This window comes from Saccharothrix sp. CCNWYY140, assembly GCF_037401995.1.
Classification (GTDB): domain Bacteria; phylum Actinomycetota; class Actinomycetes; order Mycobacteriales; family Pseudonocardiaceae; genus Actinosynnema.
Map to the genome: position 1 here is coordinate 163,595 of NZ_JBBEGC010000001.1, position 21,003 is coordinate 184,597.

At 67.1% G+C, this 21,003-nt stretch carries 25 protein-coding genes, 1 tRNA gene and 1 pseudogene; 12 read left to right on the top strand and 15 right to left on the bottom strand.

Features of this window, described 5'->3' with window-relative positions:
- The first annotated feature begins 46 nt into the window (after positions 1–46).
- The gene (locus tag WBN91_RS00705; RefSeq protein WP_337721896.1) at positions 47–220 is read left to right on the top strand and encodes a hypothetical protein; all 174 of its coding nucleotides are present in this window, start codon (positions 47–49) and stop codon (positions 218–220) included.
- A gap of 54 nt (positions 221–274) precedes the next feature.
- On the opposite strand, the gene WBN91_RS00710 is transcribed toward WBN91_RS00705, so the two are convergent.
- Together WBN91_RS00710 and WBN91_RS00715 are read right to left on the bottom strand one after the other, a co-directional pair.
- Positions 275–1,834, bottom strand: coding sequence for an alpha-L-arabinofuranosidase B (locus WBN91_RS00710; protein WP_337721897.1), 1,560 nt, complete (start codon positions 1,832–1,834; stop codon positions 275–277).
- 364 nt (positions 1,835–2,198) lie between these two features.
- A complete protein-coding gene (locus WBN91_RS00715) occupies positions 2,199–2,561 on the bottom strand; it encodes an AbfB domain-containing protein (protein ID WP_337721898.1) in 363 nt (120 codons plus the stop codon).
- 198 nt (positions 2,562–2,759) lie between these two features.
- On the opposite strand from WBN91_RS00715, the gene WBN91_RS00720 reads away from it, so the two are divergent.
- Together WBN91_RS00720 and WBN91_RS39085 are read left to right on the top strand one after the other, a co-directional pair.
- Entirely contained in the window at positions 2,760–3,137 is a 378-nt protein-coding gene (locus WBN91_RS00720) for a hypothetical protein (protein ID WP_337721899.1), read from the top strand.
- Positions 3,138–3,277: 140 nt separating this feature from the next.
- Entirely contained in the window at positions 3,278–3,814 is a 537-nt protein-coding gene (locus WBN91_RS39085) for a helix-turn-helix domain-containing protein (protein ID WP_443217634.1), read from the top strand.
- A 212-nt stretch (positions 3,815–4,026) separates the two neighbouring features.
- Here the strand turns inward: WBN91_RS39085 and WBN91_RS00730 are convergent, their stop codons facing one another.
- The 4 genes and pseudogenes from WBN91_RS00730 to WBN91_RS00745 form a co-directional block, all read right to left on the bottom strand.
- Positions 4,027–4,500, bottom strand: coding sequence for a hypothetical protein (locus tag WBN91_RS00730; protein ID WP_337721901.1), 474 nt, complete (start codon positions 4,498–4,500; stop codon positions 4,027–4,029).
- Positions 4,501–5,023: 523 nt separating this feature from the next.
- A complete protein-coding gene (locus WBN91_RS00735; RefSeq protein ID WP_337721944.1) occupies positions 5,024–5,146 on the bottom strand; it encodes a hypothetical protein in 123 nt (40 codons plus the stop codon).
- A gap of 58 nt (positions 5,147–5,204) precedes the next feature.
- Positions 5,205–5,449 (bottom strand): annotated as a pseudogene (locus WBN91_RS00740) (transposase); the annotation flags it as partial.
- Between the two features lie 130 nt (positions 5,450–5,579).
- Positions 5,580–5,747: a hypothetical protein gene (locus WBN91_RS00745; protein ID WP_337721902.1), complete on the bottom strand. Its 168-nt coding sequence runs from the start codon at positions 5,745–5,747 to the stop codon at positions 5,580–5,582.
- Between WBN91_RS00745 and WBN91_RS00750 the strand changes: the two genes are divergently transcribed.
- The 5 genes from WBN91_RS00750 (at position 5,746) to WBN91_RS00770 (ending at position 8,817) form a co-directional block, all read left to right on the top strand.
- Positions 5,746–5,985, top strand: coding sequence for a hypothetical protein (locus tag WBN91_RS00750; protein ID WP_337721903.1), 240 nt, complete (start codon positions 5,746–5,748; stop codon positions 5,983–5,985). The genes WBN91_RS00745 and WBN91_RS00750 overlap by 2 nt on opposite strands.
- Positions 5,986–6,012: 27 nt before the next feature.
- The gene (locus WBN91_RS00755) at positions 6,013–6,234 is read left to right on the top strand and encodes a hypothetical protein (RefSeq protein ID WP_337721904.1); all 222 of its coding nucleotides are present in this window, start codon (positions 6,013–6,015) and stop codon (positions 6,232–6,234) included.
- A gap of 680 nt (positions 6,235–6,914) precedes the next feature.
- Positions 6,915–7,607, top strand: a complete 693-nt coding sequence (locus WBN91_RS00760; RefSeq protein WP_337721905.1) for a hypothetical protein — start codon at positions 6,915–6,917, stop codon at positions 7,605–7,607.
- A 435-nt stretch (positions 7,608–8,042) separates the two neighbouring features.
- Positions 8,043–8,330: a hypothetical protein gene (locus WBN91_RS00765; protein WP_337721906.1), complete on the top strand. Its 288-nt coding sequence runs from the start codon at positions 8,043–8,045 to the stop codon at positions 8,328–8,330.
- Positions 8,331–8,349: 19 nt separating this feature from the next.
- Positions 8,350–8,817, top strand: coding sequence for a tyrosine-type recombinase/integrase (locus tag WBN91_RS00770; protein ID WP_337721907.1), 468 nt, complete (start codon positions 8,350–8,352; stop codon positions 8,815–8,817).
- Positions 8,818–8,894: 77 nt separating this feature from the next.
- Here the strand turns inward: WBN91_RS00770 and WBN91_RS00775 are convergent, their stop codons facing one another.
- The 9 genes from WBN91_RS00775 to WBN91_RS00815 form a co-directional block, all read right to left on the bottom strand.
- A complete protein-coding gene (locus WBN91_RS00775) occupies positions 8,895–10,835 on the bottom strand; it encodes an AAA family ATPase (protein WP_337721908.1) in 1,941 nt (646 codons plus the stop codon).
- A gap of 255 nt (positions 10,836–11,090) precedes the next feature.
- Positions 11,091–11,164: transfer RNA gene (locus tag WBN91_RS00780), tRNA-Pro, on the bottom strand.
- A gap of 167 nt (positions 11,165–11,331) precedes the next feature.
- Positions 11,332–12,456: a sensor histidine kinase gene (locus WBN91_RS00785; protein WP_337721909.1), complete on the bottom strand. Its 1,125-nt coding sequence runs from the start codon at positions 12,454–12,456 to the stop codon at positions 11,332–11,334.
- Positions 12,450–13,094, bottom strand: a complete 645-nt coding sequence (locus WBN91_RS00790; protein ID WP_337721910.1) for a response regulator transcription factor — start codon at positions 13,092–13,094, stop codon at positions 12,450–12,452. Before WBN91_RS00790 ends, WBN91_RS00785 begins: the two co-directional genes overlap by 7 nt.
- 40 nt (positions 13,095–13,134) lie before the next feature.
- Positions 13,135–14,544, bottom strand: a complete 1,410-nt coding sequence (gene der, locus WBN91_RS00795; RefSeq protein WP_337721911.1) for a ribosome biogenesis GTPase Der — start codon at positions 14,542–14,544, stop codon at positions 13,135–13,137.
- On the bottom strand, positions 14,541–15,188 hold the full coding sequence (locus tag WBN91_RS00800; RefSeq protein ID WP_337721912.1) for a lysophospholipid acyltransferase family protein: 648 nt from the start codon (positions 15,186–15,188) through the stop codon (positions 14,541–14,543). Before WBN91_RS00800 ends, der begins: the two co-directional genes overlap by 4 nt.
- Entirely contained in the window at positions 15,185–15,904 is a 720-nt protein-coding gene (cmk, locus tag WBN91_RS00805; protein ID WP_337721913.1) for a (d)CMP kinase, read from the bottom strand. The genes WBN91_RS00800 and cmk overlap by 4 nt, the downstream gene beginning before the upstream one ends.
- A 369-nt stretch (positions 15,905–16,273) precedes the next feature.
- Positions 16,274–16,636 carry a chorismate mutase gene (gene aroH, locus WBN91_RS00810; protein ID WP_337721914.1) on the bottom strand — a complete coding sequence of 121 codons (363 nt, stop codon included), beginning with the start codon at positions 16,634–16,636 and terminating at the stop codon, positions 16,274–16,276.
- A 10-nt stretch (positions 16,637–16,646) separates the two neighbouring features.
- The gene (locus tag WBN91_RS00815; protein ID WP_337721915.1) at positions 16,647–17,753 is read right to left on the bottom strand and encodes a DUF1015 family protein; all 1,107 of its coding nucleotides are present in this window, start codon (positions 17,751–17,753) and stop codon (positions 16,647–16,649) included.
- Between the two features lie 19 nt (positions 17,754–17,772).
- Here WBN91_RS00815 and WBN91_RS00820 point away from each other — a divergent pair, with 19 nt between their 5' ends.
- The 4 genes from WBN91_RS00820 (at position 17,773) to WBN91_RS00835 (ending at position 20,956) form a co-directional block, all read left to right on the top strand.
- Positions 17,773–18,252 (top strand): cation:proton antiporter regulatory subunit, encoded by a 480-nt coding sequence (locus tag WBN91_RS00820; RefSeq protein WP_337721916.1) that lies wholly within the window; start codon positions 17,773–17,775, stop codon positions 18,250–18,252.
- Positions 18,253–18,256: 4 nt separating this feature from the next.
- Entirely contained in the window at positions 18,257–19,438 is a 1,182-nt protein-coding gene (locus tag WBN91_RS00825; RefSeq protein ID WP_337721917.1) for a cation:proton antiporter, read from the top strand.
- 119 nt (positions 19,439–19,557) lie between these two features.
- Positions 19,558–20,742: a S8 family serine peptidase gene (locus WBN91_RS00830; RefSeq protein ID WP_337721918.1), complete on the top strand. Its 1,185-nt coding sequence runs from the start codon at positions 19,558–19,560 to the stop codon at positions 20,740–20,742.
- Between the two features lie 4 nt (positions 20,743–20,746).
- Positions 20,747–20,956 carry a hypothetical protein gene (locus WBN91_RS00835; RefSeq protein WP_337721919.1) on the top strand — a complete coding sequence of 70 codons (210 nt, stop codon included), beginning with the start codon at positions 20,747–20,749 and terminating at the stop codon, positions 20,954–20,956.
- Positions 20,957–21,003 lie beyond the last annotated feature (47 nt).

A 21,003-nucleotide genomic window follows, 5' to 3' on the forward strand; every position in this document is an offset into this window, starting at 1 on the left:
TCTCCCGTCGCGTCGACTCACCTGCTTAACCGCCCGGATCCACGATGTGCACCTTGTCATCCTCGCCGACCACCCCGACGAACTGGCCCGCGACCCGGAGCTGCCGGCCGTCGCGCACGTGGTGTCGGCCGCCGCCGACTTCCCGATCATCACGGCCAGCACCACGCGCATCCACGCCTTGGGCCCTCGCCGCGAGGTCGAACTCCTCTGGCGCGGCTAGCGGCGCTGGTCAGGCGCGGCGGGAGGTCGGCCGGGTGTTGAGGCCGGTCCCACATCAGCTCCAGGGAGACGCGGTGAGCCAGCTGGTGTCCTGGGCCCACGTCGTCGTGGCGTCCCAGGCGTTGGAGCCGCCGTTGGCGGCCACGTAGACCCCGAACCTGTAGTGGCGGATGTACTTCGTCGGGAAGTTGACGGATTGGAAGGAGTTGCCGACCCCGCTCTTGCCCGGTGTGGAGCAGAAGGTGGCGTCCTGCGCGAAACTGCTCCCACCGCTGTCGGCGTCCAGGCGGAGTTCGAAGGACTGGTGGCGCAGGAAGCGGCCGGGTTGGTTGGCGGACTCGAAGGTCAGGCAGGAGGTGTTGGCCAGGCCGGCGCGGACGATCCAGGTGGCGTTGGCCTTGTCGCCGGCCGGGCTCGCGGAGGTGACTGGCGCGATGACGACCTTGTTGTCGGTGTCGTTGTGGCGCAAGTAGTGGGACGTGCAGCACGCGGTGGTGGCCCGCAGGGAGACCCGGGAGCCGGGGGTGAGGGTTCCGGTGCCGGTCGAGGCGCCGCTGTAGCCGGCCGCGGTGATGTTGGCCTGCACGGCCTCCTCTGTGGCGTTCGACGGGTAGCCCGAGGTCATGACGCCCTCGTAGAACGTGCCGGCGCCGACCGTGCTGTTGTCGCCGCCGATGCCCAGCACGATCGCCCCCTCCTTCTTCATCGGGTGGTAGCCGGCGGGGCGCGGCCCGTCGAACACGGTCGTCAAGCCACCCGACTGCGCATTCCCGCTCCGGATCGCCCAGTGGTTCGGCTCGCCCTTGACGATGGCGGTCACGAAGCGGTGGTTGATGCTCGGGTTCTTGTTGTAGCGCGGGTTCACGCCGGAGAACAGGCCCCACTCCAGGTCGGCCATCACCCAGGGACCGGGGCCGTCACCGTAACCCCAGCCCCGGTTGGCTCCGAAGTAGACGGTCTCCATGATGCCGCGCTCGTCGGCCAAGCCGTCGGTCTGCGCGTTGCCGTAGTCGAAGCAGCACCCCGCGTTGTAGTGGGCGCCGTCGACGACGGCGTAGATGCCCTCCGGCTGGTCGCCGGTCGCGATGCCCGACGTGCGGTTGTTCCGGTAACCGGTGCCGGGAGCCACGTAGACGCCGTACGCCTTGTGGCCGCCGACCGTGACCGGCGCCTCGAAGGCGTTGGCCAGGTTGTCGTACCCGCCCGGCGCCGGGCCCGGCCAGTAGCCGGGGGGCGCCTGCGTGAGGTGGTTGCCCTTGCCGGACTCGTCGTAGATGACGGTGATGACGCAACTCGTGTTGGCGCAGAAGGAATCCTGCGCGGCGGCGTTGGCGTGTCCGCCGGTGCTCAGGACGCCGATGTCCCTGGTCGCGTTGTCGGAGGCACGCCTGACCTGGTACAGCGGGCCGCTGTAGGCCGCGTACAGGGCGCGGGTGGTGCTGTGCGCGGCGACGCACGGCGTGCCGCCTGCCGCGTAGATGTCGCACGGCCCTTGTGTCGCGGCCTGCGAGGCGCCACTGAAGGTGACGAGGCTGCTTAAGGCGAGCGCCGCCACGGCTGTGGAGGCGACCAGCCCTCGGCGCAGTCGGCGAACACTGTGGAGCACAGGCACCATGAACTCCCTTGTTCATCGCGAAGGAACGCGGGCCGCGCCTCGACCAACCGGCGAGCGGGCACCTCGGTTCGGCCAGCGAATGTTAGCGCTAACATTCTCCAGCCGAACCGGCTGCCGCTCGGCCGTCCGGATTGAGCCATCACTTTTCACGAACTCCAACCGGACGTCAAGACCATCGAGCTGGCTCATTGCCCGGCACTCACCACGCGATCCGTCATCATTCGCCCGCTCTCGTCGGTAGCCCGCTCGGCCGACGCTGATAGCGCTAACAGCGCTGGCTCGAGGCCAGGTGGGCACGGACCCGTCAGCGCCGCCGCCGGACGACGGCGCGGACGTGAGCGGAACAGCTGCCTGTCCCCTGGCGTCAGAAAACGACGCAGAAGTTCGCGTCGGCGCGGCCCGCGACCCGGGTGAACGTGGCGTCTGCGGCGAAGCCGGACGTCCCGTCGTTCTGCATGAGCTTGGCCTCGAAACCCTGGTGCCGCAGGAAGTACCCCGGCCGGTTGACCGACTCGAACGACACCGCGTTCGGGTCGGACAGACCGGGCCGCAGTCGCCACTGCGAGTCCTGGTAAGGCTCAAACGGTTGCTCGTCGATGCGGCCCGATGGAGTTCGCGTGGCGGACGTAGTGGCCCGGGAAGTTGAGTGACTTGACCTGTGGGGTGCCAGAACTCTGCACTGGGATGCTGAGCTGCGACGATCGCGCACGCAGGACCTCCAGGGCACGATCGTGAGATGTGGCGTTACGACTGCTATACCTGATCTTCGTCCGACTCGGCGACTGGCTGGTTCTCCTCAGCCGGTCCTCCACGGCCAAGGACGTCGAACTGCTGGTACTGGGAGAACGCCGCGTGGGACTACCGCAGGATCCAGGGGGAGCTGCTCAAGCTCGGCCACCGGGTGGCCGCTTCAACGGTTCGCCGCGTGCTCAAGCGCCTGCGAATACCACCCGCACCCCGGCGCGACACCGACATGTCATGGCGACGGTCCCTCCGCGCGCAGGCCGCTAGCCTGCTGGCCTGCGACTTCTTGCACGTCGACTGCGCGGTCACCCTCAAGCGGGTTCACGTGTTCTTCGTGATGGAGGTCGCCACCCGCTACGTCCACATCCTCGGTGCCACCACCAACCCCGATGGCCCCTGGACGACCCAACAGGCCGGCAACCTGCTCATGGACCTGGGTGACCGGGCAGACGACTTCCGGTTCCTCATCCGCGACCGGGACGGTCAGTTCACCACTTCGTTCTGCGGTCCTCTCCCGCGAAGGCATCAAAGTCGTGAAGATCCCTGTGCCTGCCGATAATCTCATCCGCGCAGGTAGAGGTTGTACGGAGACCAAGACCTCAAAACGCTCATCGGCACGGCTGCCATCCGCCGTGCCATCGCCAAGCACGGCATGATGAACGGCTGTGCTGCTCCGACTGGCCTACCTGGGCGTGACCAATGCCTTCGCGCTGCTGCGCCTGCTGCCCAGGAGCGATCGGGACAAGGACGTGGAGGCCCTGGCGCTGCGGCACCAGATCACGATCCTGGAACGTCAACTGGATAACGCCCGTCCGCGGCTCTCCCGGCGATCGAGCGTTCCTCGCGGCACTGCTGCACCGACTTCCCGTCGACACCCTTCGTCAGGTCCGACTGCTGGTGCGTCCGGAGAAGGTGCTGCGGTGGCATCAGGACTTCCTCGCACGCCGTCACGCGGTCAGATCCCGTCCCAAGCGGCCCGGCCGACCACGAACCATCCGCTCGATCCGGCTCCTGGTGCTGCGCCTGGCACGCGAGAACCCCACCTGGGGGTACCGCCGCATCCACGGCGAACTCCTCGTCCTCGGCATCACAGTCGCCGCCTCCACCGTCTGGCAGATCCTCCAGGACGCCGGCAACGACCCGGCACCCGAACTCACCACGACGACGTGGTCGGCCTTCCTCACTCGCAGGCCGACGCCCTGCCGGCCTGCGACTTCTTCGAGACCACCACCCTGAGCGGCACCCACGAAAATGGCTATACTTGAAGACGGTCGATCACTTTGAGCCGACACTCGAAGCAGCGACAGGGAATAGTTCAAGCGCACATGGCCGCAATTAAAGAAGATCGAACTCGACCGGGGCGCTCTCGACGTCGTGACCAGCGCAAACGTGGCGCAGATCCCGTACCCCTCGATCTGATCTTGTTTGGTTGGCGCGACATAGCTTCCTCATACGAGCGAGTCGATTCCCCACTTGGCAATTCCGACCATGTGGCCTGGACTCAATAACAAATCCTTACGAAGAATCCCACGATCGGCGTTGACCTGACGGACGACCGCCTGGACTCCTCGGGGTTGGGTGATGGCTATAGTTTGCTGAACAAATTCGATTTCATGGTTCCAGGAGCCGAAGTCCGTTACCCACAGCTCATCGTTAAGCGCTTCGATGGCGCACGACGTATCCCCATTTGGCGGCGGCGGACATTCGCCGTCTGTGGCCCGACGTTCGCTCCAGTAAATTTCAATGTGAACCAGGGTAGCGCCGAAGCTGTCGCGAACTTTCGCCATTGCACTGAACCGGCCGCCGATCACGATGAATTCGAACGGTTCTTGAATATACAGGTCATTACCTTTCTCTAATGTCAGGCCGTTCGGGATCAGATCCGCATCTTTGAACTTCGCCGTAAGTCGTTCAGCAACCATGTTCGAGTGTGGATTCAGTGGCGTAGGGTTGATGACTCCGACAGGTGGAACGCTTGCGGGATTAGCCTTCGACGACTCGTTGCCGCGACTCGACTCCGACTCGATATTCGGATGGCTTTCGTTTGACCGTGACGGCCGATCCGAAGTGAGCGCTGTTCCAAATATGATAATGACTGCAATGGGTAAGACCCTTTGAAGCCACGTGCCAGCCCTTTGAGTTCGACCAAGTCGCTCGTTAGCTTGGCGGTACAGTCTGCGAGGTCTGGTATGTGCCGGAAATTTCAAGCGATATGGGTTAGCTTGATAGACACTGATCTTGACGTCGCGACCTGCTTGTACCACGACTGCTGAGCCCGAGGCCACGGCCTCCTGGGAAACCCGATTGGTTGAGTCGCCCCGGATAGTGTCATCGTCTATCGTCTCGCTCACCCCGCGATCCTAGTGCTGCATCACGCAACCTTGGCCGGGTAATCGGCGAACGCGCGGATTGGTGACTCGGCGGCGAAGCCGGTCTTGGGTCGGCTCAGGCGTTGCGCCAGCGGATGTAGGCCCCGATCGCGGCGTTCTGCTCGGCGTGGGTGCGGTGGTCGATGCTGTTGAGGCGAAAGTAGCGCAGGGCGGTGAACTCGGCCTCGGTTCGGTTCAACCAGCTCAAGCAGGTCGGCAGGAACACCAAGTTCGTCGATCGTCTCGGCGATCACGCAGACTCGTGACACCAGCGCCGTGAGGGTGCCGTTGCGCGACCAACGCCAGAACCGGTTGTAGACCGTGTTCCACGGAACATAACGTTCCCGGCAGGTCACGTCACGCCACACCGGTCTTGGCCCTGAACAGCATCCCGTTGACCACCCGACAGTCGTCCACCTGAGGGCGACCCCCCACCCGAAGCGGGCCACAACGGCTCGATCACCTGCCACTGCTCATCGGTCAACTCATGCCTGCGCACCACGACCCAAGATCAAACCAGACCCCCGCCGCCCGCTTTGAGGACAGGCTCTAGCACGTCTGCTCGGTCGTACCGGACCTGGACAGCAGCAGTGACCAACGCCAGCTCATCATCGGCATGACCGCGCGATGGTTCAGGTAGCGCTGGCCATGCAGGCGGCGAGGATGTAGTTGGGGTGGCGGTCGAGGTTTTTGGGGGCGCGGTCGTAGCGCATGGTGGAGCGTGGGTCGGCGTAGCGTGCGGCGATCTGGACGTCGCGGAGGTCGACTCCGGCGTCGAGCAGGGTGGGAGGAATAGTCATGCCCAAGTCCGACCAGGACATCCGCCCCGCCGACAACAACGCCGGTGCTGGCGATGAGATCGACCAGGACGACGTCGACGCCGACCCAGGCGATGCGTCGGAGACCGAGGACGTCGACAAGGACGAGGTCGACCGCGATGACGCGGACCCCTGCGGTGCCGACCAGCTCGGCGACCCGGGCAAGCGCGCGCTGAAGGCGCTGAAGGTCAAGCTGCGCGGCGAAGGCGAAGCTGGCTAGCCGCGACCTCGGCGGCGGCCCGCCCCGGTGCTCGGGGCGGAGAAGCGCGCGAACCAGAAGACCCTGCGCGCCGGGGTCCGCGCGGCAGTGGACAAGCTCGCCGACCCCGCCGACGCGGCTGTACCTGGACCTGGACCAGCTCGAGAGGTCGAGCCGGACGGCGAGGAGATGGCCGCGACCATCGCCGGGCTGGTGCAGCGCAAGCCCCAGCGGACCCTGCCCACCAACCACACGGCCCGGTCCCCATGACCGGACATAGCCCCAGGCGCCCGCTGCGCGACGTCTGCCCACGTTGTCACCACCAAACACGCCCAGCGCAGCAGATGCAGGCGTGCGCAATCCATGAGATCACCGGCCAGGACGACCTGGATGACGCCGCCGCACACGCCGATGACGGGTAGCAAGAACACCCGTACGGGGGACACGATTCGCTTTAGCCAACGCGACCCCATTTCACCCTGCGCGACCCGATCCTCCCAGAATCCTCCCAAACACCGGGTTACCAATCAGTACTGACCAGTGTGGACAGTCGCCTCAAGATCGACACGAGTGCACGAAAAAGCCCGCTGACCTGGGCATATACCCAGAGCCAGCGGGCTCCTTCAGACCGTCGGGACGACAGGATTTGAACCTGCGACCCCTTGACCCCCAGGACGTCCGAAGACCCACCTACCTGCCAAAACGACGTCTCCCGAGATTGCTGACGCACCCCATCGCCTCCCTCTTCCCCACCCTTGCTCAGTTTGCGGTCCACAGATGGTCCACACCGCTCCGCCTGCCGCAACACCTCGCCACCCCAACCGCCACCTCTACTCCACCACTGGAGGCCCGGCCACCCCATCGAGTGACAGTCGGTAACGGCTTGCCCCGGCGTGTCGATCCACCGTTACACCGAAGAAGACTGCGTCGGACCTAAATGAGGGGTTGTCATGTCAGTAAAATGGCTCAACCCAAAAATCGATTCCGAAGAATTCGGCACACTAAGCCTCTGGCGGGACGACATCGCCGAAATAATCCAAACCATCAAGGTGGCAGTAACCGAGCCACTTACCATCAAGACTACCGACCACGAAGGCGACGACCTTGACGAAGTTCTCGATAAGGAGCCACCCAAGATTGAACGGCTACAAGTAAGCACCCCATCGGGCCGACTTACGCTCACACTGTCGGAAAAGCAGTCGTTTATGAACATTAGCGACGCGACGGCGAGTGAGCGCGCGATGTTGACCGAGGTAGCAAGGGTCGTCAAGAAACATCGACAGAACGTAATCTGGTCGAAGTTTGGCGAGGTTTTGACCTTCTTCTTGCTCGGCCTTCTCATAACATTCGGCGCGGACCTTTACCACCGCATCGAGAACGCCCTCACCGACACCGGCCATACGATCGTGCTGACGTTCTCGAACGGCGCACTCAGCTTGCTCGTGTTTATCGCCGCCGCGACCCTCCTAGTTGTCGCGGCGGTCGTTCAGCCCGGCGTTTCGGTAATACGCACCCAGACACGCGCCGATGCTCCGGGGTTTTGGCGGCGCAAGGGTGACGATCTTAAGATTACGATCATATCTAACTTGATTTCCCTGGCGCTTGGCGGCGTCATCGGATACTTCGTGAACACCATCAGCTGACTTGACCAGCCGAGCCTACCGGACGACTGCTGCAACATTGAGGCTGAAACAGCTCATGACGGCGAAACATGGCCGCAAACACCCGCCACCGTCAATGTTAAGCAGAGCGGCGAATATCTCGAAGATGCGCCAAGTATTCTCGGGCCACCTCTTCGTTCGGATAGCGGCTCATCAACACATCGGCCAGGTCCCGTGAAACCATAGCAAGTGAGGGCAACGATCGACGCTCACCGACAATCGCCCTCGCCCAGGCAAGCGCGGACCCGCTGCGTCTCGGCGGGCGAAGCGGCCCGGCCCGGGCTGCTCAATAGGGCGGTCATCAGGCCACCTCCGCCTCGGACTGGGCGGGCAGCGTGCACGCCTCCACGTAGGCGGTGATCGCCTCACCGGGGATCCGGAGCGCACGCTGCCCACGGACGGCTACCGCGACCTGCTGTGCGACATACCCTCGCCATGCTCGTGCGGGTCATGGAGCAGGCGCTCCGCGACGGCATCATCGACCGCAACCCGGCGCGCATCACCGGCTGGCAGAAGCAGTACGCGCGCGTCGAAGACGAGCTGGACGACCCGCGGTCGCTGGCCCTGCCCGACTGGGCCACACTCCAGCGCCTGGCCGACACGCTGGCCGCCAGGTCGGCCGGCCAGTACGGGGGTGGCGCGACGTCGTCCTGTTCGCCGCGTGCACGGCCGCGCGCATCGGGGAAGTGTCCGGAGTCCGGGTGAAGGACATCAACACCACCGAGTGGACCTGGACCGTCCGGCGCCAGACCACCACCGCTCCGGGGGCCTGGTGGACAAGGGCACCAAGGGCAAACGCGCCCGCATCGTGCCGCTCATCGAGGAGATCCGCGAACTCGTCCAGCGCCGGATCGCGGCTACGGACGGCACCAAGGACGCCCGGCTGTTCGTCGGCCCACGCGGTGGCCGCATCACCACCGCAGTGCTCCGTGACGCGACCCACTGGGACGACGTGGTGACCAAGCTTGGCTTCGACCGCCTCAAGCGCCACAGCCTCCGCCACACCGGCCTGACCTGGATGGCCGACGCCGGAGTGCCGGTCCACCACCTTCAGCGAATCGCCGGCCACGGCTCCCTCACGACCACCCAGCGTTACCTCCATCCACATCGTCAAGCCGTTACCGATGCAGGTGCACTGTTGTCCGAACATCTACAACGATCGGCCAAGGGCAAACGGCTCCGGGCGGTGTAACGCCAGTCCTCAGCGAAGCCACTTCATTCGATCACACCACGCTTAACGTTTCCGTTTCACCCGTCACGCACACCCGGTCAGAACACAAGCTTGGCAAAAAGTTCCTCGAAGCGGTTCAATGTTTCGTCATCAACCTGTGCGAAAAACAGGTCATGATCCTTCGTAAGCTGATGCGCTGGCCCAGCATGGTCAAACTTCCCTCGGGCGAGACTAATTCGCCGTAGAATCGGCTCGGGCGTCTGCGGAAGTTCGGACTCTTCAATTACGGGAAGGGCTCGATTATAGAGCCACAGATAGTCCTTCACTGTGAAGAGGTCTTCAATATCTGCAGTGTTCGGCAGCCCAGGGGTTTCACCGAGAATTACAATCTTCTTGCGATCGACGCCGACAGACCTTGCAACTAGTTGGATCCTTTCGGCAACCTTGTTAGTTTCTGCTCCATCGACAAGAGCCCGCACGTCTAGTCGTCGGCCGAACAGTGCGATGAACGCCGGCATGTTGGTCACACCGCCAATGGGAATAATCGAAATCCGAGGGTCGAGACCCTGTCGATCTCGAGCGGTCAAGTATGCAGACATTTTCATGAGGTACACGAAGTCACTGCTACCCTCAACGACGAGGTGTGGGCCTCGCCCAAGGAATAGGTGTTGAGCCACTGTGTAGCCGAGAGCGGCCTCGACCGGAAGAACTGTACCTCGATCCGCAGACAGGTCGACGGGAGTTATCACCACACCAAGCTCTGGCTCTTCAATCGTCGCGCGGTCGTGCACGGCACGCATCGTCTCGTACTTGGTGGGGTCGAGCATGTGCTGCGAATGCGTGGTGTACAGCACCTGCTGATGAGTACCCAATTCGTCGAAAATGTATGACACGAATTCCCGCTGAGCCTCGCCGTGCAGACTTGTCCCCGGCTCGTCCAACAGGACTACTACGCGCTCATCCGAGTCCTGATAGATGCTGAAGGCAGCGAGAAAGGAAAAGAACCACTGGAACCCGGCCGAGCGAGTAGCGAAGTTAGTGTCGACATCATGTCGGGCGTCATGCAACTCTACCTTAAGAAAGCGGTGGCGAACAGCAGTGCCGTCCGGCGCGTGAGACACAATCGGCATGTCGGTGTCGAAGCGGACGGAAAGGGCAGGATTCTGCTTCCAGTACTTCATGACTTGACGCGTGAGATCGGAGCTAGCTGCCTGCAACTCGGCTTTTCGAGTTACGTATTCCTCGTCGAGAAAGCTCTTGGGCTCCTGCCCTGCCAATCCCAACAAAGCGATCATGGTCTCGTCGCCGCGTTCAAGTTGCCCAGCTTCGACACGCTTAGCCAACTCTTCGAGGTCAGTCTCGCCCTGCAACAACTCGTAGTCTGAGAAGTAGAAGAACCTCGGCAACAGGGCGGCGATCTCATCGCTCTGCTCGTCGGTTACTTCCCAGTCATGAAGGAGAGGTTCGTAGCGCTTCAACTCATCCAAGAGATTGTTCAGTGCTGTCGCCCTAGGCACGTTCCCGTTCGCCCGGTGCGACTCGCTCACTTCTGCGACACGGCGCTGCACCGTCGCCAGGTCAGGCAGTGCGGCCAACTCGGCGATGTCCTCGGGGTCAACGCCTACAGCAGAACCAGCGGCTTCCAAGGCCGTTGACAAGGAGCACGTGACGTCAACCCATAGGTCGTCATCATAGGTACGCTGTGCGCGCACCTCCGTTCCATCTGGCGGCTCGAATCCCAAAGTCGCCGTGACCTTCGGGATGTCGCCAGGCTCCAGCGAGAACCAGGCCACGATCGGCGATACCTCACCGAGGTTGTCCTTACGGCGATCTCGAGCAAGACGTCGACGGGGGTACTCAACAGCGAGGTCGAACTTATCTGGGCTGTTGGCCGGGTTGAGGCGGTGCAGAGCCTTGAGAACCGTAGTCTTCCCGGACTCGTTCTTGCCGACGAGGCAGGTCACGTTGGGTTCCACCTGCATGGTTTGCGCATCGGTGAAGTTACGAAATCTTTGAACCATGATCGTTACCAAGCGCATGTGAGCGTCCTCGTCCCAGATGGCAGCGGCAGGTCGAACACAGTACCCGCTGGCCACGACGAGCGATCGGATTGACACGGCCCCTCGGGTCGGTCGTGACGCTGGCGCGAGCGACCACAACCTGACGAAGTCGTCCGGTCCACCGATGGTCCACAGCCGGTCCCCGGAGTGGATCAAGGCAAGATCACGCCCGTAAACGGAGAAACGCCCTCTGAGCTGGAGTTTCACCAGCCCAGAGGGCGCCTCACGCGACCGTCGGGACGACAGGATTTGAACCTGCGACCCCTTGACCCCCAGTCAAGTGCGCTACCAAACTGCGCCACGTCCCGGCCGCATCCCGTTGTGGGGTGCTCGCATAGCTTAGCGCACCCCCAACGGGCCCCCGACAGCGGCCCCCCGGTTGTGGATCTGGAGGGGGGTGCAGAGGTCCGCGGGTGGGCGGACCTCTGCGGGTTCCCCTCGGTTGATCCTGCTCCCCCGGATCGACGCCTGTTCACTATGCGTTCGTCGGGTTTCGTGCACTACCGCCGAAAGTCGAGTCATCTCTGTCAACTTTCGACTGAGTCGGCGGGGTGAGGGGGAGGGTGGCGGTGAGGGTGAAGGTGTCGGTGTCTTGGCTGGTGGTGAGGGTGCCGCCTACCAGGCGCATGCGTTCTGAGAGGCCTGCTAGGCCCTTGCCGCCCTCGGTGGGGATGGTGGGGGTGGTGGTGGGGTGGCCGTTGGTGATCTTGATTGTCAGGGTGTTGTCGGTGTCGGTTAGGCGGACCTGGACGGGGGCGCCTGGGGCGTGCTTGGTGACGTTGGTTAGGGCCTCTTGGACTACCCGGAAGGCTGCGCGGCTGATGGATGGTGGCAGCGGGGTGGTGGTGCGGTCGTCTAGGCGGATGGGGAGGCCTGCTGCCTTTGCCCTGTCTACGAGGGTGGGGATGGAGGCGTAGGTCTGGGGTGGGTCGGTGTTGAGGAGGCCTAGGGCCGTTCGCATCTCCGACAGGGACTCTTTTGCCAGGGAACGTAGGCGGTGGGCGGTTTCTCTGGTGGTGGGGTCGGTGGTGGTGGCTGCCAAGGCCGCCGCTTCGACGGCTATCAGGGTGGTGTGGTGGCCTACCGCGTCGTGGATCTCGCGGGCGATCCTGGCTCGTTCCTTCGCCCTGGCCGACTGCTCCTGGGCCTCCAACTCCGCCGCCCTTGCGGTTGCGGCCTCGTGGAGGCTGGCGGTGAGTTTGTGGCGGGTGGTGATCAACGCGCCCAGGGCTGTGGGAGCACCTGACATGAAGAGGGTGAAGGTGTAGGTCAGGAGAATGCCGCCGGGGGTTAGGTGTTGGGTCAAGACCACCAACGTGGCGGGGAGGGTTGTGGTCAGGGTTACTGCTGTGGCCATCGTTCTTGTGGAGGACGTGCGGCCTACCTGGTAGAGGGCTACCACCGTGGGGGGCCAACCTAGGCCTCCTAGGAGGGCCGGTAGGCAGAGGATCAAGGTGGGGAACGGCCAGCGTCTGCGTAGTGGGAGTAGGGCGCAGGCGGCCAGGGCTGTGGGGATGGACCAGGTGTACGGGATCTGGTCGGCCAGCAGGACCATCGCGGCGGGGATGGTGATGGCCAGGAGTTCGATCAAGATCACCATGAGCCGCCCACCTGGTGTGCGACCAGAGCGGCCTGGACCCGGTTTTCCACGCCCAATTTGGTCAAGACCGTGGAGACGTAGCTCTTCACCGTGGCCTCGCTCAGGCCCAGCTCGCCGGCGATGGTGCTGTTGGATTGGCCATTCGCGATCAAGGCCAGGACCTGGCGTTCACGGGCGCTCAGGGAGTTCAAGTGGGGGTTGTCGCGCAGGCGGCCGGCGCCGCGGAGCTTGGGGAGCAGGCGGGCGGTGATCCTGGGGTCCAGGACTGCGCCGCCGGCGGCCAGGTCGACCACGGCTCGGACCAGGGCGTCGGGTTCGGCGTCCTTCAGCAGGAAGCCCTGGGCGCCCAGGTCCAGGGCCGTGGTGACGTAGTCGTCCAGGTCGAACGTCGTCAGCACCGCTACCGCGGGTGGGGTTGTCCAGGCCAGGAGGGCGCGGAGTGCGGACAGGCCGTCCATGCCGGGCATCTGGACGTCCACCAGCGCCACGTCGGGGCGGTGGCGGCGGACGGCGTCGAGCAGGCCCGACCCGTCGGCCGCCTCGCCCACCACCTCGACGCGGCCGTCCGCCTCCAGCAGCACCCGCAGGCCTCGGCGCAGCAGGGGCTCGTCGTCCGCGAGGACCAATCGCACCGGCACGTCGTGAAGGCAACCGCATTCCGCATGCCGGGGCAACCGATCACTTCCGCGGCTTCTTCTCCCTCACCCGCACCGAGATCCGCACCGGGCTGCCCTCGAAGCCGAACTCCTCGCGCAGCTTGCGCTCGATGAACCGCCGGTACCCCGCCTCCAGGAACCCGGTCGTGAACAGCACGAACGTCGGCGGACGGGTGCCCGCCTGGGTGGCGAAGAGGACCTTCGGCTGCTTGCCGCTGCGCACCGGTGGCGGGGTCGCGGCGAGCAGGTCGGTCAGCCACGAGTTCAGCCGTCCGGTCGGCACGCGGGTGTCCCACGAGTTCAGCGCGGTGCGCAGCGCGGGCGCGAGCTTGCGCACGGCCCGGCCGGTCAGGGCCGAGATGTTGACCCGCTCCGCCCACGGCACCCGCACGAGGCCGCGTTCCAGCTCGCGCACCATCGCGTGGCGCCGGTCCTCGTCGACCAGATCCCACTTGTTGAACGCCAGCACGCACGCGCGCCCCGACTCCACGACCATCGTCAGCACCCGCAGGTCCTGCTCGCTGATCGGCTCGGACGCGTCCAGCAGCACGACGGCCACCTCGGCGGACTCGATGGCCGCCTTGGTGCGCAGCGACGCGTAGTACTCGGCGCCGGAGGCGAAGTTCACGCGCTTGCGCAGGCCCGCCGTGTCGACGAACCGCCACACCTCGTCGTCCAGCTCGACCAGCGAGTCGACCGGGTCCACGGTGGTGCCGGCGACCGAGTCGACCACCGAGCGCTCCTCGCCGGTCAGGCGGTTGAGCAGCGACGACTTGCCCACGTTGGGCCGCCCGACCAGCGCGACGCGCCGAGGACCGCCCGCGCCGGAGGAGAACGTGTCGCGCGGCGTCTCGGGCAGGGCCTCCAGGATCTTGTCGAGCATGTCGCCGGACCCGCGCCCGTGCAGGCCGGACACCGGGATCGGCTCGCCCAGGCCCAGCGACCACAGCGCGGCCACGTCGCCCATCACGCGCTCGTCGTCGACCTTGTTGGCCACCAGCAGCACCGGTCGCTTGGACTTGCGCAGCACGCGCACCGCGGCTTCGTCGGTGGTCGTCGCGCCGACGGTCGCGTCCACCACGAACACGATCGCGTCGGCGGTGGCCATCGCCAGCTCCGCCTGTGCCGCGACCGACGCGTACATGCCGGTGGCGTCGGGCTCCCAGCCGCCGGTGTCCACCACGGTGAACTTCCGGCCGCTCCACAGCGCGTCGTACGCCACCCGGTCTCGGGTCACGCCCGGGACGTCCTGCACGACCGCCTCGCGGCGGCCGATGATCCGGTTGACCAGCGTGGACTTGCCCACGTTCGGCCGGCCGACCACGGCCAGCACGGGCTGCGGAACACCGCCGCCCTCGTCACCGTCGTCCGACTCGCCGTCGAACGCGGTCCACTCGGACTCGTCCGCCCACGTGCCGTCCAAGTCCGTCATCGCGCTTCTCCACTCCGCCTGCTGTCCAGCTCGGCCACCAGCGTGGCCAAGCGGTCGCGGACCTGCTCGGTGGCCTTCTCCAGCGCCTGCCGACCCTTGTCGGAAGGCAGCTCGAAGGGCTCACCCACCAGCACGTCCACCACCGGTCGGAACCTTCGCCCGGTTCCGGGTGGGCGCAGGGTGCCCCGCGTCGCGACCGGCACGACCACCGCACCGGTCGTCCGCGCCAGCCACGCCGCGCCCTGCTGCGCCTGCGCCACGTCGCCCGCGCCGCGCGTGCCCTCGGGGAAGACCCCGACGACTCCACCGGCACGCAGCACCTTCTGCGCCGCGAGCAGCGGCGCGCGGTCGGGTTCGCCGCGGCGGACGGCCAGCTGGCCGATCCGGCGCAGGCCCCACCCGGCGAAGCCGCGGAACATCTCCTGCTTGATCAAGAAGACCACACGACGGGGCAGTACGCCGAACAGGATAGGCCCGTCGACCATCGAGCTGTGGTTCGCGACCACGACGACCGGCCCGCGCCGGGGGAACCGGTCGCGCCCGCCGACCCGCAGCCGGAACGCCCACGCGAACGGCCCCCGCGCGATCGACCGGGCGACGTCGGTCAGCCACGGCCACCCGTCGGGGGGCAGCTCCCCGCTCACCCACCCACCGCCACGACCCGCAACCCGCGCTCCTCGACCAGGTCGAGCAGGGCGGCGACGACTCCGGGCAGGTCCAGCGGCGTGGTGTCCAGCTCGACCGCGTCCTCGGCCGCCCGCAACGGCGACACCGTCCGCGACGAGTCGTAGGCGTCCCGCCGCTGCACGTCGGCGAGCGTGGCGTCCACCGTGGACTCGCGGCCGGACGCGTTGTCCTGCTTGGTCCGCCGCTGGGCACGCGCCTGCGCGTCCGCGGTCAGGTACACCTTCAGCTCGGCCTGGGGCGCGACGACGGTGCCGATGTCGCGACCTTCGACCACGATGCCGCCCGCGGTCTCCAGGGCGTCGGCGATGATCGCGCGCTGGTGCTCGACCAGCAGCTCCCGCACCTGCGGCACGGCCGACACCGGCGACACGGCGAGGGTGACCTCGGGACCGCGGATCTCCGCGCCGACGTCCACGCCGTCCAGCAGCGTCCGCGACGCCTCGGGGTCGTCGGTCTGCGTGAGCTTCACCGCGCGGGCGACCTCGATCACCCGTTCGGCGTCGGCCGGGTCGACACCGGCCCGCAGCACGGCCAGCGTGATCGCCCGGTACATCGCCCCGGTGTCCAGGTAGCGGGCGCGCAAGGTCGCCGCGAGTCGGCGCGCGGCGGAGGACTTGCCGGTGCCGGACGGCCCGTCGAGGGCCACCACGCCACGCAGCTCACCGTGTCCCACCGGGGGTCTCCTCACTCGAACGGACGGGCAACCCCACAATTGTGCCTGGTGCGACGCGTCACACCGGCATCGGGCACCACGCCCACCGCTTTCGCGCCGAAGGCGCTCGGAGTGGCTGCCAGCCACAGGAAGGGCCTCGGTTCCTTCCCCCCGTACGGCCTGGGCGCAGCCCAACCGCGCTTTGGCCCTGTTTGCAACCACGCTTCACCGGTTGCAAACAGGGCCAAAGGGTGGTTGCCTCCGGCAGGCCGTACGGGGGGAAGGAACCGACGCCCTTCCATCCCCAGGGGCCTGCCGCGCGGCGAGCGCCGCTTTTAGCTTTTGATCTTGAGAGCGCGCCAGCGCGTTCAGCTTGAGAGCGCGAAGCGCCTACCGGCTCAAGTCCGTCCTCAAGCCGGCGGCGCCGCGCAGGTAAACATGCTTCACCGACGAACGCGGCAAGTCGGTCTCGACATGCGCCAACAGCCGGATCACGCGAGGCATCGCACCCGGCACGTCGATCTCCGTCGCCGACAGCAACGGCACGTCCGCCAACCCGGCCATCCGTGCCGCATAAGCCGGGAACTCCGACACCACATCGGGTGTCGCCGTCAGCACCACGCTGATCAAGTCCTCCGACGTCAGCCCGTTGCGCTCCAGCACCTCGCGGACCAGCTCCGCCGTCGCCTCCAGCACCTGTTCGCGCTCGTCCGCGTCAATCTGGGTCGCACCGCGAACCGCCCTCACCGCCATGCGCCCGAGCCTAGGTCAGGTCGGCCAGCAGCAGCCCGCTGCGCGGCTTGGGGGTGAAGTACGTGCTCTTCCGGGGCATCCGCCCGCCCCCGGCGTGCACGGCCAGCACCTCCTCCAGCGGTACCGGAGCGATCAACAGCACCGCGTCCGCGTCCAGCGGCACCCCGGCCGTGACCGGGTGGACCAGCGGGCTCTCCGGGTCCAGCCCCAGAGCCTTCTCCAGCAGAACCGACTCCACGAACGCGTGATCCACCCCCACCGCCGGCAGCGACACCCGCAACGCCCGCGCCCCGGACACCGCGACCACCACCCCCGGCGACGGCCGAGCCGACACATCGGTCCACTCCACCCCCACCCCCAACGACCGCCACGCCGCCGCCAGGTCCTCCAACGACAACCCCGTGCCCACCAACGCCCGGTGAATCGGCCCCACCCGCAGGTCGGGACCGGCCGTGACCAGCGCCAACAACCCCGGCAACCCGGCCGCCGCCGCAGCCGCCACCCGGTGGTTCCCATCCGCGACCATCAACAGCTGGGCACCGGCAGCGGCCAGCAAGGCGTCCTGGCGCGGCCCCGGCCCCTCGATCCACAGCCAGTGCCGCCGCCCGCTCGGGTCCACCATCGACACGTCCGCCGGCGTGTCGAAGGACGCCACCAGCCGCGTCAGCTCCGTCTCCCCCACCGGCACCAGCAGGGCCGCACTGGTCACGCACCCCAGCCCCGACAGCACCCGCGCCCGTTCGGCGACCACCTCCGGGTACACCTCCTCTGTGTGCCCGACCGCCGCCGGATCGGCCATGCACAGCAGCCCGTAAGCCGTCCCGTCCGGCCCGTCCACCCGGTAGGGCGCGACGACGTCGTGAACCCGCCGGTACGCCGTCCGGCACAGGTGGGCCAGTTCCTCCCGTGCCCCGCCCAGTGCGTCCACCAGGCTCAACCCGGCGGCCAGGGCGGCGGGCGTGCGGTGCGGGTGTTGGACGGCCAGCAGCGTCCGGCCCCGGGACGCGGCCAGCGCCTCGACCACCCGCTCCGGCTCGGCGAACTCGTCCACGTCCGGTCCCGGGACGCGGTCCCGCACCACCCAGCCGCTGCGCACGGCCCGTACCCGATCAGTCATGCCGACTACTATCGATCTCATGAACGTCGAGGTCACGCCCTTGCCGGGAATCGGAACCCGCCAGGACTTCATGATCCGCGCGGGACGCCGGATCGGGGTCATCACCCATCGGGACGGCAAGTTCGAGCTGATCGTGTCCAGCAAGGACGATCCCGACGACTGCTCGGCCTCGATCGCGCTGACCCCGGCGGAGGCGGGCACCCTCGCGGGCCTGCTCGGCGCGCCGCAGCTGGTCGCGCACCTGGAGGAGCAGCACCGGGACGTCGCCGGCATCTCCACCCGGCAGTTCCCGATCGTGCCCGGCTCGACCTTCGACGGCCGCACGCTGGGCGAGACCGAGCTGCGCACCCGCACCGGCGCGTCCATCGTGGCCGTGGTGCGCGCCGGCACGGTGCACCCGTCGCCGCGCCCCGACTTCACGTTCACCGGCGCCGACCTGGTCGTCGTCGTGGGCACGGCCGAGGGCCTGGCCAAGACAGCGGACATCCTGGACGGCTGAGCACTTGCACAACACCGCGATCGCCCTGGTCCAACTCGGCGCTGTCTTCTTCGGCCTCGGCCTGCTGGGCAAGATGGCCTGGCGGATCGGCATCTCGCCGATCCCCCTCTACCTGATCGGCGGCCTGGCGTTCGGCCAGGGCGGGCTCGTGCCGCTGCACGGCATCGAGGACTTCACCCACATCGCCAGCGAGATCGGCGTGATCCTGCTGCTGCTCCTGCTGGGCCTGGAGTACTCGGCGGCGGAGCTGGTGACCGGCCTCAAGCGGTCGTGGACGGCCGGGGTCGTGGACATCGTCCTCAACGCGGCCCCCGGCGCCATCGCCGCGCTGATCCTCGGGTGGGGGCCGGTGGGCGCGCTCGCGATGGCGGGCGTCACCTACATCTCCTCCTCCGGGATCATCGCCAAGGTGCTCGGCGACCTGGGCCGGCTGGGCAACCGGGAGACGCCGGTCGTGCTGTCCGTGCTGGTCTTCGAGGACCTGGCGATGGCGCTCTACCTGCCGATCCTGACCGCCGTGCTGGCGGGCGTGAGCTTCCTGGGCGGGCTGAGCGCGGTCGGCGTCTCGCTGCTGGCCATCACCGTCGTGCTGGTCATCGCCCTGCGGTTCGGCAAGTACGTCTCCGCGCTGGTGGACAGCCCCGACCCCGAGGTGTTCCTGCTCAAGGTGCTCGGCGCGGCGCTGCTCGTGGCGGGCGTGGCCTCGCAGCTCCAGGTCTCGGCGGCGGTGGGCGCGTTCCTGCTCGGAATCGCGATCTCCGGCTCGACCGCGGAGAACGCCACGCGAATGCTGGAACCGCTGCGTGATCTTTTCGCGGCGATGTTCTTCGTCGTCTTCGGGTTGAACACCGACCCGGCCTCCATTCCGCCCGTGCTGGCGCTGGCGGTCGCGTTGGCGTTCGTGACGACGCTGACCAAGGTCGCCACCGGGTGGTGGGCGGCCAAGCGGCAGGGCATCGGCCGGTTGGGCCGGGCGCGGGCGGGTGCGGCGCTGGTCGCGCGGGGTGAGTTCTCGATCGTCATCGCCAGCCTGGCGGTGGCCTCGGGCGGGGTGGACGGCGAGTTGGCGGCCCTCGCGACCGCGTACGTGTTGTTGATGGCGGTCCTCGGACCGGTTGCGGCGCGTGTTGTCGAACCGCTCGCGAAATTCACCCGAAAGCGTGGAACAGAACCGGCTACTGCGTGATCTGTATCTCGAACCGACAACTTCTCTCCGGTATGGCATAAACACCCACGAACGGCCGCTTGAGCGTGAGCGCGTCGCGGGGTTAAACCTGACTGCCCAACCCCGAGAGAGGGGTCGTCATGTCCGAACCGACCGACACCACGACCGGCCGCTACCTGGTCCTGCTCCAGGACGGCTCGGCCGCCGCGAGCGCCCGTGAACTGTCGAACGTGGCCGGCATCCGCACCGCGAGCACGCTCGAGGGCGCGACCGCCGAGTCGCTGGGCACCGTGGACGGCGTCATCTACGCCAACGTCGGCGTCGCCGTGGTCAACGCCCAGCCCGACCAGGTCAACGCGCTGGCCACCGCCGCCGAGGCGCCCGGCCCCATCGCGCTCGTCGAACCCGAGCGCGTGGTGCAGGCCCTGACCGCGCCCGCGCAGGAGGCGGTGGAAGCCGCCGTGGACGAGTCCGTGTTCACGTGGGGCTTGCAGGCCGTGGGCGCGAACATCAGCACCGCGACCGGCAAGGGCATCCGCGTGGCCGTCCTGGACACCGGTTTCACCGTGAACCACCCGGACTTCGCCGGCCGCACCGTCCTGACCCAGTCCTTCATCACCGGCGAGACCGTGGACGACGCCCACGGCCACGGCACCCACTGCATCGGCTCCGCCACCGGCCCGCGCAAGCCCGCCTCCGGCGGCCCCGGCTACGGCGTCGCGTACGAGGCCGACATCTACGCGGGCAAGGTGCTGTCCAACGCGGGCTTCGGCTCGGACGGCGGCATCCTCGCCGGCATCGACTGGGCGCTCACCAACGGGTGCGCGGTCATCTCCATGTCGCTGGGCTCGGCCGTGCGGCCGGGCACACCGCACTCGCAGATCTACGAGACCGTGGGTCAGCGCGCGCTCTCCAAGGGCACGCTGATCGTGGCGGCGGCGGGGAACGAGAGCCGGCGGCCGGACAAGATCGCCCCGGTCGGCCACCCGGCGAACTGCCCGTCGATCCTGGCCGTCGGCGCCATCGACGACCAGCGGGCCGTCGCGTTCTTCTCGTGCGGCACGGTCGACACCGTCGGCCAGGTCGACGTGGTCGCCCCCGGCGTCAACGTGTACTCCAGCTGGAACGGCAAGACCGGCGACAGCCTGCACAAGCGCATCCAGGGCACCAGCATGGCGACCCCGCACGTGGCGGGCGTGGCCGCGCTGCTGGCGCAGCAGTACAACGCCCGCGGCTGGGAGCTCTGGGCACGCCTGATGCAGTCGGCCCGGCGGCTGGGCCTGCCCGCCACCGACGCCGGCGCGGGCCTGGTCCAGGCACCCTGAGGTGGTGCCCGTAGCGGTCACCGTCACCGACGGTGTGGCCCCCTCGACCGTCGTCCCGGCCCTGGAACGGGCCGGGATGGCGGTCGACCGCGTCCTGGACGCCCTGGGCGTCGTCACCGGGACCGCCCCGGAGGGGGCCATCGCCACCCTGTGCGACCTGCCCGGCGTCAGCCACGTCGAACGGCAGCGCCAGGTGGGACTACCAGGGGTTTGAACCGACCACCTCGGGTAACCGGTTCGGTGAGACGAACCACTCCCCCC